Source organism: Bradyrhizobium sp. 142 (assembly GCF_023074015.1).
GTDB lineage: Bacteria > Pseudomonadota > Alphaproteobacteria > Rhizobiales > Xanthobacteraceae > Bradyrhizobium.
Map to the genome: position 1 here is coordinate 70574 of NZ_JADPKQ010000110.1, position 16171 is coordinate 86744.

The window sequence follows — 16171 nt, forward strand, 5'->3', positions numbered from 1 at the left end:
CGCAACATGTCAGAGGGCATTTGCCGCCATATTCGCTCCCGCCCGAGATCGAGTTCACGGCCGAATTGCCGCGGACACTTGGAGGCAAACTTTATCGCCGGACCTTGACGGGCCGCAGGCCGGGGAGTGCCGCGGACCTAAAATGAGTGACTCCTGGACGTGACGAGGGTCAAGTGCCCAGCCGCTGTTGGGCGGTCGAAAGAGGTTGTGAGTGTCATTCGGCCTGCCCCCCTTAAGCCCGGGATCAGCGTCCAAAATTTCGCAAGCCGATTGACACTCAGTGTTTCAAATCATGTTCGACATGCCGAGAGCACTGAGCATGTCGTTTTGGATCGAGGTGACGGCCTCGTTCAGTCGTTCTACTCCGAGATCCATGCCCTCGGGCATGACGACCGTCCGCAACGGGCGCCGTTCCGTGGCTTCGACCATCCGCGCGATGGCATCGGCAACCAGCTGGGGTCGTGGCGGATTGGACGAATCGTGTGCCTGGCTTGAGCTGTCTTTGATTTGGCCCGGGATCGCCGCGACCGCACCGTATGATGCCAGCACGCCTTCGTCGGACGGCTCCGGACTGGATGGGAGCAGGTTGCTTGGGAGTGGCCCTGGTTCGACGATCACCGAGTCGACGCCGAAGCTTGACAGCTCGTAGCGATAGGATTCGGCAAGCGCCTCGAGCGCAAACTTGCTCGCAGAATAGACACCGAAGAAAGGAAAGATCACTCGGCCCATCAACGATGTGACATGGACGAGAAGTCCGCTCCCGGCGGCACGCATATGCGGCAGAACGGCACGGTCGGCTCGCACGGCACCGAAGAAATTGACCGCAAATTGCCGTTCGATATCTGCGACCGTGTAGGCTTACGTGACTCCGACGAACATGGTGCCTGCGTTGTTGATCAACGCATCGATTTTTCCGTGCTGCTTGATGACATGGTCGATCGCCGAGTTGACCGACGCCTCGTCGGCAACATCCATTTCAAGGACCTGCAGCTATCGCGACTCATCGACATGCCGTGAAGGAACAGTACGGGTTCGGCATCCGCAGCCCCATAGACCGAGCTTGTTGCCTTTGTCCAACGTGATGTCTGTCATCGAATCTTCCAATCCCACTGTCTATGCCAAAGCGGTCAGTTTAGCGCTCCAGCTCGCCCGGGGCGACGTGCTGCGCGGGCAGGCCGGCGTCAGTTATTTTTTCTCGAATTCTGATCGTCACGCCAGAGATAATTGGCAGGTCCCCGTTCGCGCGCCCGCTATCCGCAAATCTCCAGAATGGCGAGCATGTAGATGCGGATCATGTCGATGAAGTCGACGATGTCGACCCGTTCGTCGGGCATGGTGTTGTAGCGGCCGCCGGGACCGCAGACGATGCCTTGCATTCTGCCGAAATAATGCAGATGACCAGCATCTGTCCCGTAGAAGCAGCTCGGGGCAACGGCGCCCGTCGGCTGCTCTTCTCCGCGTACTGCGCGATAGGCGCGGTTGACGGCCTCGACGATCGGGCTCGTGCGTGATACTTCGAATGGCGGCATGGTTGGAACGCCGGAGCGGTCCTCCGACATGATCTCAGCCTTGAGGCCGGGAAACCGTGCTTCAAGCGCGTCGAGCTCGCGACGCATGTCGGCCAAGGCCCCGGCTTCGGACTGGCCCGGCGCGTAGCGGCCCGAGCCCTTGATCCGCACGAAATCCGCGACCTGGGGCGTGCGCCATTCGTGCAACTCGCGGCCGAGTGCGCCGTGGACCACGCCGACATGGACGCGATTGATCCGCTCATGTTCCGGCGAAAGCGCGCCCGAGAATTTCATCGCATTGAGGCGCGGAATGAGGTGGCACGCGGCCGTGATCGCATCGACTGCCTCTTCGCGCTTGGACAGATGACGAGTATTGCCGGTCAACTCGACGATGAACATGAAGGCCGCGGCGTGCATCGTCATGGCCTTCAGATCAGTCGGCTCGGAGTTGATGAAATAGTCGGCGCGAAGTCCTTGCTCGACCAGCGAGTAGGTGCCGACGCCGCCTTGCAGCTCGCCGACCACATAGGTGAGGATGACGTCGCCGCTGAGTTTGACGCCGGCGTCGATCAGCGTCTTGACCGCGCAGAAGTAGGCGGCGTCGCCAGCCTTCATGTTGGAAACGCCAATGCCGTAGATGAAGGCGTCGTCGACCTTGCCTGCCCAGGGGTCGACGGTCCAGCCCTCGGTCACCGGGTTGGTGTCGAGATGGCCGTTGAACATCAGGCTCTTGCCACCGCCGCTGCCCCTCCAGCGACCAACGGCGTTGACCCGCCCCTCACTGCCGAAGGCTGCGAGCTCGGTCTCGAGGCCGATCTCGCGCATGCGGCCGACCATGAAGGCTGCGAGTTGCTTCTCGCCGTCCGACCTGGAGTAACTCTTGTGCTGCACCATGCGTGACAGGAGATCGAGGGCGGCGGGCACGTCGATCCCGGCGAGAATTGCTTTGGCGTTGTGATCCATGGAAGGAAATCCTTGTCGTCAGCCGACCGGCACGGGGGAAGCAGCCATCAGTTCGCGGGTGTAGGGATGAACGTGGTCCGCATCAAAATCTTCGACGGGCAGAAGGTCGACGAGTTCACCCCGGCGCATCACCGCGATGCGGTGAGCGATCTGACGGATGAGGTTGAGATCGTGGGTGATGAAAAGAAAGGCGGTTCCAGTCTCCTCCCGCAGCGTCAACAACAGTTCGATGATCTGGGCCTGCACGGACACGTCGAGCGGTGCGGTGATCTCGTCGCAGATCACAAGTTTAGGTCGCGCCGCGAAGGCTCGCGCGATGGCGATGCGTTGCTTCTCGCCGCCCGAAAGCTGATGTGGCCAACGGTTGGCGTAGGATGCAGGCAGGCGCACCTGGTCGAGCAGGCGGGGAATATCCGCAAGCGGACCGCCGTAAAGCTTGAGAGGACGCGACAGGATCTCGTCGATCCTGTGACGCGGATTGAGCGACGAATCCGGATGCTGAAAAATGATCTGCACGTCGCGGCGGTAAGCGGCGTTCATGTCGCGCATGCCGTGGATTTCGTGCTTGTCGAAAAAGATTGTGCCTGAGAAGCGTGCAAGCCCGGTCAGCGCGCGCGCCATCGAAGACTTGCCGGAGCCGGACTCGCCGACGAGACCGAGGATCTCGCCGCCACGAACTTCAAGCCCGATCTTTCTTGTGGCCGGCGGCGGCGCGTCGCGAAACAGCCTGCCGCTGCCATATTGGACTTCGATCTCGGAGGCTGCAAGAAGGACCTGGGCACGCGGCTTGTCATGGACAAGGCGGCATTCCGGTCTGGGCACGGCGTCCACAAGTACGCGCGTTTTGGCATGGCGCGGCGCGCGGAAGATGTCGGCCGCCGGCGCCTGTTCGACCAGGCGTCCGCGCTCCAAGACCGCGACCCGGTCGGCGACGCGCATCACAAGTGCGAGATCGTGGGAAATATAGAGCGCGGCAACGCCCGTCTCCCGGCGTAGTCGCGCGAACAATTCGAGGATGCGCGCGCCGGTGATGACGTCGAGTGCCGTGGTCGGCTCGTCGAAGAGAATGACGTCGGGTCGGCAGCCAAAGGCGGTGGCAATGACGACGCGCTGTTTTTCTCCACCGGAGATTTCGTGCGGATAACGCCGCATCACCGCAGCGGGATTGTTGAGATCGACGTGACCGAGCAGCTCGATCGCGAGCGAATTGGCGTCGCGCGGCTTGAGGCTGCGATGCCGTATCAACGCTTCGGTGATTTGCGTTCCGATGGTGAGCGTCGGATTGAGCGATGTCGAAGGATCCTGAAACACCATCCCGAGACGGCGTCCTCGGATCTTGGTCAGCTCGCGCGGGCTCAGGCGCTGAAGGTCGACATCGCCCAGCTGCAGCGAGCCTGCGACTTCGCGAGCGTTGTCGGGTAGATGGCGCATCAGTGCCCAGGCAAGCGAGCTCTTGCCTGACCCGGATTCCCCGACGAGGCCCAGCACCTCGCCCGGCGCGATCTGCAGCGAGATGTCGTGCAGTACGCGCACCGGTCCGGCGGTCGTGATGTAGTCGAGCGTATAATCCTGGATCGAAAGTATGGAGGTCACCGCTCGTCCTTCGGATTGAAGGCGTCGCGAAGACCATCGCCGACCAGGTTGAAGGCAATGGCGGTGAGTGCGATCGCAGCCGAGGGCGCGATCAATCCCCATGGTGCCTGATGCATGTACTGGCGCGCGTCCGCCACCATGAGTCCCCATTCGGATGCGGGCGGCTGGGCGCCGACGCCGAGAAAGCTCAGCGTTGCGAACAGCATAACGGCGAAGGACACCCGGATGGTGGATTCGATCACGATCGGCGCCATGACGTTCGGCAACATCTCGCGGAAGATGATCCAGGGCGCTCCCTCACCACGCGCGATGGCGGCTTTGACATAGTCCTGATTGCGTACGTTGAGCGCGGCCGAGCGGGTCACCCGCGCCATGCCCGGCGCAAAGGCCACCGCGATGGCAATGACGGCATTGCCGGCGCCGCTGCCGAGCGTTGAGACCAGCAACAGGGCCATCAGAAGGCCTGGGATCGCCATCACGGCGTCGTTGGTGCGCATGATGGCCTCGTCGGTTCGTCCGCCGAGATAGGCCGAGCCAACCCCGATGATCGCTCCGGCTGCGCTGCCGACGAAGGTGGCGATGAAAGCGAGCGGCACGGTCGAACGCGCGCCGACCATCAGGCGGCTCAGGATGTCGCGGCCGAATTGATCAGCGCCGAGCCAGTTCTGCCAGCCGGGCGCGCGAAACCGGCCGAGAAAATCGATCTTCTCCGGCGCATAGGGCGCCAATGCGGGCCCGAACAGGCAAGCGGCCGCGATCAGCGCCAGGAGCACGACGCCGACAAAACCCTGTGGCTTTCGCATCAAGCGGATGAACAGCTCAGTCATAGCGGATCCGACGGTCGAGAAACGCATAGGCCATGTCGGCGAACGTGTTGGTGACGGCATAGGTCGCGGCCATGATCAACGCGCCCGCCTGGATCGACGGCAGATCGCGCGTGGTGATGGCGACCATCAGCGCCCGCCCGATGCCGGGAATGGCGAAGATCTCCTCGATCACGATGATGCCGCCGAGCAAATAACCGACGTCGAGCGCGATGATTGTGACGACCGGCAGCAGCGCGTTGCGCAAGGCGTGGCGAAACAGCACGGTGCGTTCCGGCAGGCCCTTCAAGCGCGCGGCGCGGATATAGTCCGATTTCAGCACATCGAGCGTCTCGGAGCGCATCATGCGCATGACGTGCGCGACGAGGATCACCGAGACGGTGAGCACCGGCAGCGCCAGGTGACGGAGGCCTCCGCCGAAATCCTCCAGTGGGGAGACGTAGCCGGTCGCCGGCAGCCAATGCAACGTATCGGCCAGCAGAAGGGCAAGCAGCGTTGCGGTGACGAATTCCGGCAGCGAGACCCCGAGATAGGCAATGAGGCTGACACTCGTGTCGGTGAGCCTTCCTTGCCGCAGCGCCGCGACCACGCCGAGTGGCACGGCAACAGCCAGCGTGACCAGGATCGCTGACACGGCAAGCAGCAGTGAGCGCGACAGCGCCGCCAGCATTTCCGGGCCGACCGGCAGGCTCGTGCGCATCGAGGTGCCGAAATCGCCGGTGAAGACATGGCGAGTCCAGCGCGCATATTGCACCCAGGCCGGATCGCCGAGCCCGAGCTTTGCCCTGAGCGCGGCCAGCACTTCGGGCGTCGCGTTTTCCCCGAGCAGCGACTGGGCGGCGTCCGCCGGCAGAATCTGCGTGATGGCGAACACCAGCATCGAGACCACGATGACGGTGTAGAGCATCAGCATCAAACGGCGTGCGAACCAAGCCAGCGTCACCGAGCGCCTCCGGGGTCAGGCGCGCTTCGGCACGCCGGCGCCGAGCGAGACCATGTCGAGGCGGAATACCGATCCGCGCGGGTGCAGCACGTAGCCGTCGACGTAGGAGCGTTGTGCCGCGAGCAGGTCGAAGAATGCCGAAATCACCGAGGGGACCTCGGCGTTCATCATGTCCTGTGCCTTGGCATAGAGTGCCGTGCGCTTCGCGTCATCGGCCTCGACGCGGGCTGCATTGATGACGGTGTCGAAGTCCGCGTTGTTCCAGTGGGTCTCATTCCAGGCCGCGTTCGACGTGTAGAGCAGGTTGAAGATGGCGTCGGCAGTCGGCTGCATGTTGTAGAAGCCGACGTAGAAATTGCCTTTCTTCCAGACCTGGTCGAGGTAGGTGGCATGCGGCATGGTCTGCACGTTGATGCGGAAGCCGGCTGCGGCCGCCATCTCGCGGACGGCGACGCCGAGCTGCGTGCGGGTCGACGGTTTGTCGGATGCGACCAGCGTCAAATCGATGCCGCTGGGATAGCCTGCGTCGGCCAGCAGCTTTTTCGCCTTGGCGATATCGGGCTTCTTCAGCGGAAGGTCCTTGTAGAAGTGGTAGGCGGAGCTCAGCGGCGTGTCGTTGCCCGGCGTGCCATAACCGCCGGCGACGAAACCCACGGTTGCTTCGCGATCGACCGCCAATGCCAGGGCCTGGCGAACGCGCACGTCGTTGAACGGCTTCTGGTCGCATCCGAGATTGATGTTCAGGAATTGGCCGGATGGGGTGCGCAGGGCCTTGACGCCATCGGCCTTGACGAGGCGCTCGTATTCACCCGGCGTGGTCGTGAGCAGCAAATCGATCTCACCGGAGATCATTGCGGACGCCTCGGCGGTGCGGTCCGGATAGACCAGCAGTTCGATGCGGTCGAGGTAAGGCCGCGCCGGATCATAATAGGCAGGGTTACGTTCGACGACGATCCGGCGATCGGGCTCATAGGATGCCAGCTTGAATGGGCCGGTGCCGTTGGCCTTGGTCGAAAGGCTCGCGAGGTCGCCGGCGACGACCTTGGCCGGAACGATGCGCGCGTTGAGATAGGTGAGTGCCACGGGCAGGTCGGCATAGGAGCCTGTCAATGTGAACTTGACGGTCAGCGAATCGACCGTGGCGACATCCTTGATCGGGCCGACATTGGTCCGGCCGGGGGACGCGGTCTTCGGATCGAGGATGGCGCTGATGGTGGCGACGACATCGTCGGCGGTCAGCGGCGAACCGTCGTGAAACGTCACGCCCGGGCGCAGCTTGAAGATCCATTCTGTCAGTGTGGCGTTCGGCTCCCACGAGATCGCAAGGTCAGGCTCGACGGTCATGTCCGGCTTCAGCCGGGTGAGGTTGGAGTAGAGCAGCTCAGTGACGAGGTATTCCGGGTTCACGCGGGCTTGCATCGGATGAATGACCGATGCAGCCTGGTCGAGCGACATTCGCAGCGCGCCGCCGCGCTTCGGTGTTTCGGCGAAGGCGATCCTGGGCAGGCCGGCGAGGCCGATCGCGGTTCCCGCAAGGAAAAGACGGCGACTGACGGACAGCATGGATGTGTGCTCCTTGAGTTAGCGGGCGGCGAGTGTTTCGGGAGACAGAGCGGGACGGAATTCGGCGGACAGATAGGCAAGGACCGATTTCGCCAGCGCGACGATGTCGGTGCGCGTGGTGAATTCGCCGGGCGCGTGAACGCAGCTTTCCGGCCGGACGAGGCCGGTTAGCAGGATCTCCTGCATTCCGGTCTGTTGCACCCAGCCGAAATCAGAACAGCTCGTCGCGCCCCATTTGGCGAAATCGTCAGGTACGTATCCGAACCCGGCCGACAGCGCCTCCTGCCAGCGCGGCCAGTGCGGGCCTGTCGGATCGGACGTCGGCATAAGGTGGCCGGTGAGAACCACGTCGACGTCAGCTCCGGGGGCCGCCGCAAGCACGACGTTCTCGATTTCGGCACGCGCCGCCCGAAAGTCTTCCTCCGGCGCATAGCGCCGACAGACGAGAACTTCAAAGAGCGATGGAATCTGGCCGCCGCACTGGCCGCCATGGGCCGCGGAAATATCAAGCTGGGCTGAGAGCGGATGCGTCGCATGCGGCGGCGCGGGCAGGGCGGACGTTCGCGCAGCGATTTCTGGTTTCAATGCTGCGAGCGCATTGAGGACGGGCAGTGCGACCTCGATCGCGTTGGCGCTTGAGCCAGCGGTCCTGGCTTCGCTTGCGTGAACTGTCTTGCCGCGGACGCGCACCAGAAGCGTGAAGAGACCAAAGCAGCCGGCCCAGATGCGCGGCGCCGCGGCACCATTGAAGTTGAGAATGTGGCCTTCGAGCAAACCTTGCTCCGCCAGATAGCGCACGCCGGGATAGAGTCCGCCTTCTTCGTCAGAGCAAAGCAGCAGCATCGGGTCGTAGCCGAGTGGAAGGCCGATCGTGTCGGCGACGCGGAGCGCGAGCAGCACGGCCGCGATGGTGCCCTTCATGTCGGCGGCGCCGAGGCCGATCAGGCGATCGCCGTCGCGTGTTAGTCTCAGCGGATCGGTTTCCCACCCGGGCGCTGCCGGCACGGTGTCGACATGAAAATACAGCCCGAGCACCGGCTTGTCCGAGCGGCGGCGCGCGACGAGATTGGTTCTGCGTCCTTGCGCCGGGCCGCCCGCCACGCGCCACAAATGTTCGGGGACGTCAACGCGTTGGCAGTCCAGGCCGAGCGTCGCAACAGCGCTCTCCATCAAACCGGCAAACGCTTCGTATCCCGCGCCGGGCGGGAAAGTCGTGTCGATTGCCACCATCCGCGCAAGATCGTCGATCGCACGTTCGGCTGTGCGCTCGATCTCGGCGAAACCGTCAGCCAGCGTCGGGCTGGCCTGACCAAGGCCTGGCAGTGGAGAAACCATTTGCGGCGGCTCATTTCTATATTCTATAAAGAAATAGGCGAAGCCGATTGCTGTCAATTCCAAAGAATGAGGCAGATGTGACCGCTAAACAGGCAAAAGCAGCGGCGAACGGCCCGTCAAGCCTGCCGGTTCCGTTGTACGAGTACGTCAAGCGGCAGATCGCCGAGGCGATCTTGGTGGGCGAGCTGTCCCCGGGCACTGTGCTTCCCGGTGAAGTTGCGCTTGCTGCGCGATACGGGGTTGCGGTCGGCACCATTCGCCGGGCGCTTGCAGACCTGACGGCCGACGGCATGCTGGTGCGCCGGCGCAAGACCGGGACGGTCGTGACCGGCCGCGCGCCGCAACACAGTCTGCGCTTTTTCTTCCAGTATTTCCGACTTCACGGCGAAGACGGCAGCCTCCAGCGTTCCGTGCCCGAAGCCTTGTCCGTGGAGCTGCGGCCGGCAGATGCCGAGGAGGCGGTGCTCTTCGCGGAAGCCGCTGGTGAGCCGCTGCTCTGTCTTCACCGCATTCGACGTGTTGGCCGCGAGCCGGTGATGCATTCGCGAATCCGGCTGATTGCGCGCCGCGTGCCTGATTTCCCGCGCAAGGCGGCGAACGTGCCAGCGCTGCTCTATCTCCATCTGCTCGACGCCTATGGCATTCGCATCGCCGCGGTACGCGAGAAACTTCTGGCAGAGCTCGCCGACAAGGAGGACCGGCGTCTGCTTGCGCTAGCTTCGCCGAACGCCGTTCTGGTGATCCGCGAGGAGGCGTACGATCAAGCCGGTGCGCTTGCGATCCTGAGCGAGCATCGCGCCACGACTGCGCATCATCATTACGTGAACGAGATCCGCTAGCCTGTCTCGAAGCCGTTGCCCCTCCTGCGCGGGACCGTGGTCGGCCGTGCAGTACCAAATGCTGTACTAGTGATGTTGATGAGTTCTCCGAGCGAGTGATTTCGTGTGTCCGCGCTTGTTTGGCGGCCACCTCGTACTGCTGCGTGCGAGGCCAATCGATGCGGTGCGCTCGGCTCGTGCGGAAGCAAAGGCCGATCAAGACTCCTGCCTTCGGGCGTACAAGCCAAGCGCCAGCAGTGAAAAAGCGCTCAACACGATGCCAAGTGCCAACATCGCTTCGTGTGACACCGTGGCAGCAAGCCATACGCCGATTGCGGCGTTCATCATCTGCCAGAAACCCAGCAGCGCCGAGGCGGCGCCGGCTTTCTCCCCGAATGGAGAAAGCGTCCGCGCGGTAGCCAGTGGACTGACAACGCCCATGCCGAGGAGAAATACGCTCATCGCGCCCAGAAACGGCAGGAAAGTGGGGCTGGTGATCGAGATGAACAGGATCGCAACGCTGCTGGCCGCCGTCGCCCACAGTCCCGCCCTGATCGGGCCATCGAGCCCGTAGCGTGGCGCCAGTTTTGTCGCCAGCATACCGGCCGCGAACACGATAAAGACGGTGCCGGCGAAGAAAAGGCCGAGCTGGATCGGCGTGAAGTGCAGCGCTTCAATGAATAAGCGTGGTGCAGCCGAAAACATAGAGAACAAGCCGCCTATGATCAGGCTCGCGGTTGCAGCGGGGATAACAAAACGACGATCGCCAAGCAGGCCACCATACGTCCTGGCGATGGCGAGCGGGTTGAGCGGAGTGCGGGTCGAATGGTGGGTTTCGCCGAGGATGATGCCGTAGGCAATGGCGCCAACTGCGGCAAAGGCCGCAACGAGGGCGAACTCGGAGCGCCAGCCAAAGCTGTGATCGAGTGCACCGCCGAGCAGCGGCGAGAAGCCGGGGGCTGCGGACATTGCGATCATGATCAGGGCCAACGCGCGTGCCAATGCGGCCCCACTGAACATGTCGCGGGCGATGGCACGGGACAGCACTGACGTGGCGCACGCGCCCACAGCCTGGACTGCCCGGCCGACCAAAAGATTGGGTAGGTCGTTTGCCAAGCCGCACCAGATGCTGCCGCCGAAGAACACGGCAAATCCGATCAGGACCGGCCAGCGTCTTCCGTAGCGATCCGAAAGCGGTCCAACCAGGAGCTGGCCCAACCCGAACACCGCAAGAAAGACAGTGATCGCGGAGGTGACCGCCGCGCTCGTGACATTCAATGAGATCGCTATTTGGGGCAGCGACGGCAGCAAGATGTTGGTCGCGAGCGTTCCCATGGCGGCCAGGACGGAAAGGATCGTGATCGGCAGGACGCTGGAGACGGGAACATCCGGCTTCGCGGCCTTGATCGTTTCGCACTGGTCAGTCATGGGAACTTTCGCGTTGTTGGGTTAGGCAGGTAGCAAGAAGACGAGCGACGCAGTGCGCACCGCTCGCCGAGCCTCATTTTCCGGATCGTCCGGGCTATCAGCGGACGACGCGCTCGATCGCGATGGCGGTGGCTTCACCGCCACCGATGCATAATGCCGCGACGCCGCGTTTGAGGTTCTGGGCTTCGAGTGCATGCAACAAAGTCACGATCAGGCGCGCGCCGGTGGCACCGATCGGATGACCGAGCGCGCAGGCACCGCCATTGACGTTCAGCTTCTCCCTGGGGATGCCCAGATCCTTCTGCGCCGCCATCGCCACCACGGCAAAGGCCTCATTGATCTCGAACAGGTCAACATCGCCAACGCTCCAGCCGGCCTTGTCCAACAACTTGCGAATCGCCGGGATCGGCGCCGTAGTGAACCATTCTGGTTCCTGGCTATGGGTGGCGTGGCCCTTGATCTCGGCCAGCACGGGCAGGCCTTCACGATCGGCGAGGGAGCGCTTTGCGAGGATGAGCGCCGCGGCCCCGTCGGCATTGGCGGAGGAGGCGGCCGGCGTAATGGTGCCGTTGGCGCGGAAAGCTGCTTTCAACCCGGGAATCTTGGCGGGGTCCACTTTCAGCGGATGTTCGTCGTTCGCGATGATCCGCGGCCCGGCTTTTTCGCTCAACGTGATCGGCGCGATCTCGGCCCTGAACGCGCCGCCCTCGACCGCCTTGCGGGCGCGGGTTAGCGTTTCCATGGCGTAGGCGTCCTGGTCCTTGCGGGTGAACTGATAGGATTCCGCGGTGGCCTCGCCGAAATCGCCCATCGAGCGGCCGGTCTCGTAAGCATCTTCCAGACCGTCCATCATCATGTGATCGATGACGCGGTCATGGCCAGCGCGGTAGCCGCCGCGAGCCTTGGCCAGCAGGTAGGGCGCATTGCTCATGCTCTCCATGCCGCCGGACAATACAATCTCGGCAGAGCCGGCATTGATGATATCGTGCGCCAGCATGGTTGCCTTCATGCCGGAACCGCAGACCTTGTTGACGGTGGTGGCTCCGGTAGCATCCGGCAATTTGGCGCCGCGGGCCGCCTGCCGGGCCGGCGCCTGGCCCTGGCCGGCTGGCAATACGTTGCCCATGAAAACCTCGTCGATCCGTTCGGGCGCAAGCTTGGCCCTTTCGACCGCCGCGCCGATCACGTGAGAGCCGAGCTTGTGGGCGCTGAGAGGCGACAGCTTGCCCATGAAGCGGCCCAGCGGCGTGCGGACGGCGGAAACGATGACGACGGGGTCGGAAGCAACGGCCATGGCGAACTCTCCTGCTGATAGGTGTTGTTATATGATGATAATCATATAATGTAGCCAGTATTGCAATGAAATGTTGCCGCGATCTTCAAGGAAGCGCGGTTCCAGAATTGCTGCGAGGGATGGGGACAGATTGTGCAGCCGATCACCTTAGCGCCTTGCACGGAGTGGCGATGCGATACCTAGAAAACCACAGGCGTCAAACCCACGATCGGATCGTTGAAAACGCTTCCTACGGTTTGCGCCAAAAGGGCGCCGAAGGGCTCAGTGTGGTCGAGTTGATGAAGCTTGCGGATTTGACGCATGGCGGCTTCTATAACCATTTCGCTTCGCGAGCCGCGCTTGTTAGCGAGGCGATTGCCTTTGCAATGGACCAAACCACTGAGCGGTGGAGAAAACTGACCAACGACAAGGCCAATGGCGAGCGCTTCGAGGCATTGATCGCCGATTACCTTAGTCCTAGGCATCGCGACAATCCTAAACACGGTTGCGCGCTTCCGGCCCTGGCCGTCGACGTAGCTCGATCTAGCCCGAGTGAGCAGCAGGCCCTGGCTTCCAAACTGGAGATGATGATCGATGTCCTTGTCGATCTGCTTCCCGGTGAGCCGCCGCCTCGACAGGCACGCCAAATCGCGACGGGCGCTATCGCAACCATGGTTGGATCGATCGTACTGTCGCGTGCCGTCGGCGCGGGGAAACTTTCCAACTGCATCCTCGATGCCGGACGTAGGACCGCCGGAGGCCGGATTCGGAAGCCCCAGCGAAGAACCATAAAAGCGATGCGCTGCAAAAAGGCATAAAGCTAGTGGAGGTCACCATGATGGCTGGCAAGTGGCTCAAGACGGCGTGCAACCTGTGTTACATCAATTGCGGGATCGAAGTCTTGGTGAATGACGAGCGCATCGAGAAGGTGCGAGGCGACCGATCGAGCCCGAAATCACAAGGCTATCTCTGCAACAAGGCGACCCGGATTCCATATTATGCGCATCACAAGGATCGGCTCACGAAGCCGCTACGTCGGCGCGCGGACGGCGGCTTCGACGAAATCGAGTGGGACGTGGCGATCTCGGAAATTGCGGAGCGCTTGCGAGACATCGTCGACAAGCATAGCGGAAAGAGTATTGCCCTTTACGGCGGCGGCGGGCAGGGCAACCATGCGGGCGGCGCCTACGCCAGTGGACTATTGCGTGCGCTGGGTTCGCGTAGCGTCTTCAACGCCCTTTCGCAGGAGAAAACCGGCGACTTCTGGGTCAATGGCCATATGTTCGGTAGCCAGACGTGTCACACCGCCGAGGACGTCCATCATTGCGATCTCTTGCTGGTCATCGGTGCAAATCCCTGGATCGCGCACGGCTTCCCCAATGCGCGCGACCATCTCAATCAAATCCGAAAGGATCCGGCGCGGAAGCTGATCGTCATTGACCCACGGCGAACCGAAACTGCCGAAATGGCGGATCTGCATCTCGCGGTTCGTCCCGGTGCCGACACGTTTCTCCTGGGCGCGCTACTGGCCACGCTTGTCCGGTCCGATCAGATCGACCACGCGTTCATTCAGGAGCATACGATCGGCTTCGCAGAAGTGAGGCAGGCGCTACTAGACATCCCCGTCGAAGAATGGGCGGCAGCCGCCGATATCTCGATCGCGGATGTCGAGCGTTGCGCCGCGATGATCGCAGCGGCGAAGGCCATGGTGGTGCGGGTCGAGCTTGGCATCCAACAAGGCATCAACTCGACGCTCAACTCCTATCTCGAAAAGCTCATGATCATGCTTTCCGGCAATTTCGGCCGTAAAGGCACCAACCAATTGCATAGCTGGCTCCAACCGCTATGGGGCAATTCTCCGAACCAGACTTTCGCGCCGACCGGTGACGCGATTATTGGGGGCCTGCTGCCGCCTAACATTTTCCCCGAAGCAGTGCTCAAGGACCATCCCGACCGGTTGCGTTGCGCCTGGATCGACAGTTCCAATCCAGCCAACACGGCGGCAAACACCGAGGCGGTGGAACGCGCGCTGCGCTCGCTTGAACTATGCGTCGTGGTCGACGTTGCGATGACCGAAACCGCGCGGCTCGCGCATTACGTTCTCCCGGCGTCTTCGCAATTTGAGAAAACAGAATTTACTCTATTCAACTTCGAATTTCCGACGAACTATTTTCACGTTCGTGCCGGTGTCTTGCCGCCGCTCGACGGCACCTTGCCGGAGCCCGAGATCTACACGCGGCTTGCCATCGCTTTGGGACTTCTACCAGGTGACAATGTGCTCGCGCCCCTGCGGGACGCGGCGCAACGTTCCCGCGCCGAGTTCGCCGTCGCCTTTCGCGCTTTCATTGCAGAAAACCCATCCGCCGGCCCAGTCGCTGCCCTGGTGCTCTACCATACGCTGGGGCAGACGCTTCCGGATGGCACGGCAGCCGCGGCCCCCTTGTGGGGCGCGGCCCTGGCTTGCGCAAAGCGATCGCCGCAAGCGGTGCGACGTGCGATCGGCGCATCGGATGAGGTGGCGGACCATCAGCTCGGCGATCTCCTGTTCGACACGATCGTGGCCAGCCGGCAGGGCACGGCGATTACCCAGCACGACTATGACGAGGTCTGGTCATTGATCAGCCATTCGGATCGCAAGGTCCGGCTGATCGTCCCGCAGATGCTGGAATGGCTGGCGCGTCTCGATTCCAAGGCCGCGGTAGGGCCAAAGGAGTTCCCGTTTATGTTGGCGGCTGGGGGGCGCCGCATGTTCAATGCCAATCAGATCTTTCGCGATCCCGCATGGCGTCGCGAGGATCCGGACGGCGCCATGTTGATCAATTCGATCGATCTGTCTGAGTTGGGTGCGAGGGATGGTGACTGGGTTGCCGTCGAGTCGGTAGTCGGGAGGCTCATCGTCCGCTGCAAGGTCGATGACGCCATGCGAAATGGCCAGCTGGCGCTGCCGCACGGCTACGGTCAGGCATACCCCACGTCGGACGGAGAGCGTCTGATCAACGGGCCACGCATCAATCTGCTCACCGAGAGCGGCAACCGTGATCCCATCGCGGGTACGCCCTACCACAAGAACGTTGCAGTTCGTTTGGCCCTGGTGTCCGCGCAGGAGGCGGCCGCCTATCAGTCGCAGTCCGAGCGAATTCATTTGAGAGCAGCCGGACAATAGCGTGAAGGGAGTGCAAATGACCGAGAAACCAATCGCGATCGTGACCGGGGTTGGGCCGGGCACCGGAGCCGCCATCGTCAAGCGCTTCTCTGCCGGCGGATTCCGCATCATCGCGCTTGCCCGTTCCGTGGAACTCATCAATCGCCTTGCCCAAGAGCTTCCCGATGTCCACGCGATGACCTGCGACGTCTCGGACGAGAGCCAGGTGCGGACCGTAGTCACTGATGTGAAGCGCCGCTTCGGCTCAGCTGAAGTTCTCGTCCACAACGCAGTAGGCGGGGGGTGGGGAAGCTTTCGCGAAATCGAACCGAAGATGCTGAAGGGCAATTTCGATGTCAACGTGATGGGCTTGTTGTATCTCGCGCGCGAAGTGGCTCCCGACATGATTGATCGGGGGAACGGTGCGATCCTGGTGACGGGAAACACGTCTTCGATCCGGGGCAAAGCCAATTTCGCAGGCTTCGCTCCGACAAAGGCGGCGCAGCGCATCTTGACCGAGTCGATCGCACGTGACATGGGACCTCTCGGCGTGCACGTCGCTTATCTTCTCATCGACGCCGTGATCGACACGCCCCGAATGCGCGCGCGAATGAGCGACAGGCCGGATGAATTCTTCATCAAACCCTCCGCCATCGCCGACGAACTGTACCATCTCTACGGGCAGGACCGATCGGCTTGGTCATTCCTCACGGAACTTCGGCCGTTCCGCGAAAACTGGTGACGCTCCTCCGATGGGAAACACGGGCCGCTGGCGCGCTGC

Annotated in this window: 12 protein-coding genes and 1 pseudogene; 4 read left to right on the plus strand and 9 right to left on the minus strand. The window is 62.5% G+C overall.

The genetic code is table 11. The features are described from left to right. Nucleotides 1–285: 285 nt before the first annotated feature. From IVA82_RS11080 to IVA82_RS11110, 7 genes and pseudogenes are all read right to left on the minus strand, one after another. Nucleotides 286–975: pseudogene (locus IVA82_RS11080) on the minus strand (SDR family NAD(P)-dependent oxidoreductase). A 275-nt stretch (nucleotides 976–1250) separates the two neighbouring features. Further along, nucleotides 1251–2471: a M20/M25/M40 family metallo-hydrolase gene (locus IVA82_RS11085; protein ID WP_247391378.1), complete on the minus strand. Its 1221-nt coding sequence runs from the start codon at nucleotides 2469–2471 to the stop codon at nucleotides 1251–1253. An 18-nt stretch (nucleotides 2472–2489) separates the two neighbouring features. Then, nucleotides 2490–4064, minus strand: a complete 1575-nt coding sequence (locus IVA82_RS11090; RefSeq protein ID WP_247391380.1) for an ABC transporter ATP-binding protein — start codon at nucleotides 4062–4064, stop codon at nucleotides 2490–2492. Beyond that, nucleotides 4061–4891 (minus strand): ABC transporter permease, encoded by an 831-nt coding sequence (locus tag IVA82_RS11095; protein WP_247391382.1) that lies wholly within the window; start codon nucleotides 4889–4891, stop codon nucleotides 4061–4063. Before IVA82_RS11095 ends, IVA82_RS11090 begins: the two co-directional genes overlap by 4 nt. After that, nucleotides 4884–5831 (minus strand): ABC transporter permease, encoded by a 948-nt coding sequence (locus IVA82_RS11100; protein WP_247391384.1) that lies wholly within the window; start codon nucleotides 5829–5831, stop codon nucleotides 4884–4886. Before IVA82_RS11100 ends, IVA82_RS11095 begins: the two co-directional genes overlap by 8 nt. A gap of 15 nt (nucleotides 5832–5846) precedes the next feature. Beyond that, the gene (locus IVA82_RS11105; RefSeq protein WP_247391385.1) at nucleotides 5847–7394 is read right to left on the minus strand and encodes an ABC transporter substrate-binding protein; all 1548 of its coding nucleotides are present in this window, start codon (nucleotides 7392–7394) and stop codon (nucleotides 5847–5849) included. 18 nt (nucleotides 7395–7412) lie between these two features. Continuing rightward, nucleotides 7413–8729 (minus strand): M20/M25/M40 family metallo-hydrolase, encoded by a 1317-nt coding sequence (locus IVA82_RS11110; protein WP_247391387.1) that lies wholly within the window; start codon nucleotides 8727–8729, stop codon nucleotides 7413–7415. 77 nt (nucleotides 8730–8806) lie between these two features. On the opposite strand from IVA82_RS11110, the gene IVA82_RS11115 reads away from it, so the two are divergent. Continuing rightward, nucleotides 8807–9568 carry a GntR family transcriptional regulator gene (locus IVA82_RS11115; RefSeq protein WP_247391389.1) on the plus strand — a complete coding sequence of 254 codons (762 nt, stop codon included), beginning with the start codon at nucleotides 8807–8809 and terminating at the stop codon, nucleotides 9566–9568. A 195-nt stretch (nucleotides 9569–9763) separates the two neighbouring features. Here the strand turns inward: IVA82_RS11115 and IVA82_RS11120 are convergent, their stop codons facing one another. Both IVA82_RS11120 and IVA82_RS11125 read right to left on the minus strand, forming a co-directional pair. After that, entirely contained in the window at nucleotides 9764–10975 is a 1212-nt protein-coding gene (locus IVA82_RS11120) for a multidrug effflux MFS transporter (protein WP_247391391.1), read from the minus strand. A 97-nt stretch (nucleotides 10976–11072) separates the two neighbouring features. After that, nucleotides 11073–12269 (minus strand): acetyl-CoA C-acyltransferase, encoded by a 1197-nt coding sequence (locus tag IVA82_RS11125; RefSeq protein WP_247391393.1) that lies wholly within the window; start codon nucleotides 12267–12269, stop codon nucleotides 11073–11075. 170 nt (nucleotides 12270–12439) lie between these two features. Between IVA82_RS11125 and IVA82_RS11130 the strand changes: the two genes are divergently transcribed. Genes IVA82_RS11130 through IVA82_RS11140 form a run of 3 tightly spaced genes read left to right on the plus strand, consistent with a single transcriptional unit; the run spans nucleotide 12440 to nucleotide 16132 of the window. Next, a complete protein-coding gene (locus IVA82_RS11130) occupies nucleotides 12440–13066 on the plus strand; it encodes a TetR/AcrR family transcriptional regulator (RefSeq protein ID WP_247391401.1) in 627 nt (208 codons plus the stop codon). 20 nt (nucleotides 13067–13086) lie between these two features. After that, nucleotides 13087–15411 carry a molybdopterin-dependent oxidoreductase gene (locus IVA82_RS11135; RefSeq protein WP_247493303.1) on the plus strand — a complete coding sequence of 775 codons (2325 nt, stop codon included), beginning with the start codon at nucleotides 13087–13089 and terminating at the stop codon, nucleotides 15409–15411. 16 nt (nucleotides 15412–15427) lie between these two features. Beyond that, nucleotides 15428–16132 (plus strand): SDR family NAD(P)-dependent oxidoreductase, encoded by a 705-nt coding sequence (locus IVA82_RS11140; RefSeq protein ID WP_247391405.1) that lies wholly within the window; start codon nucleotides 15428–15430, stop codon nucleotides 16130–16132. The last annotated feature ends 39 nt before the right edge of the window (nucleotides 16133–16171 follow it).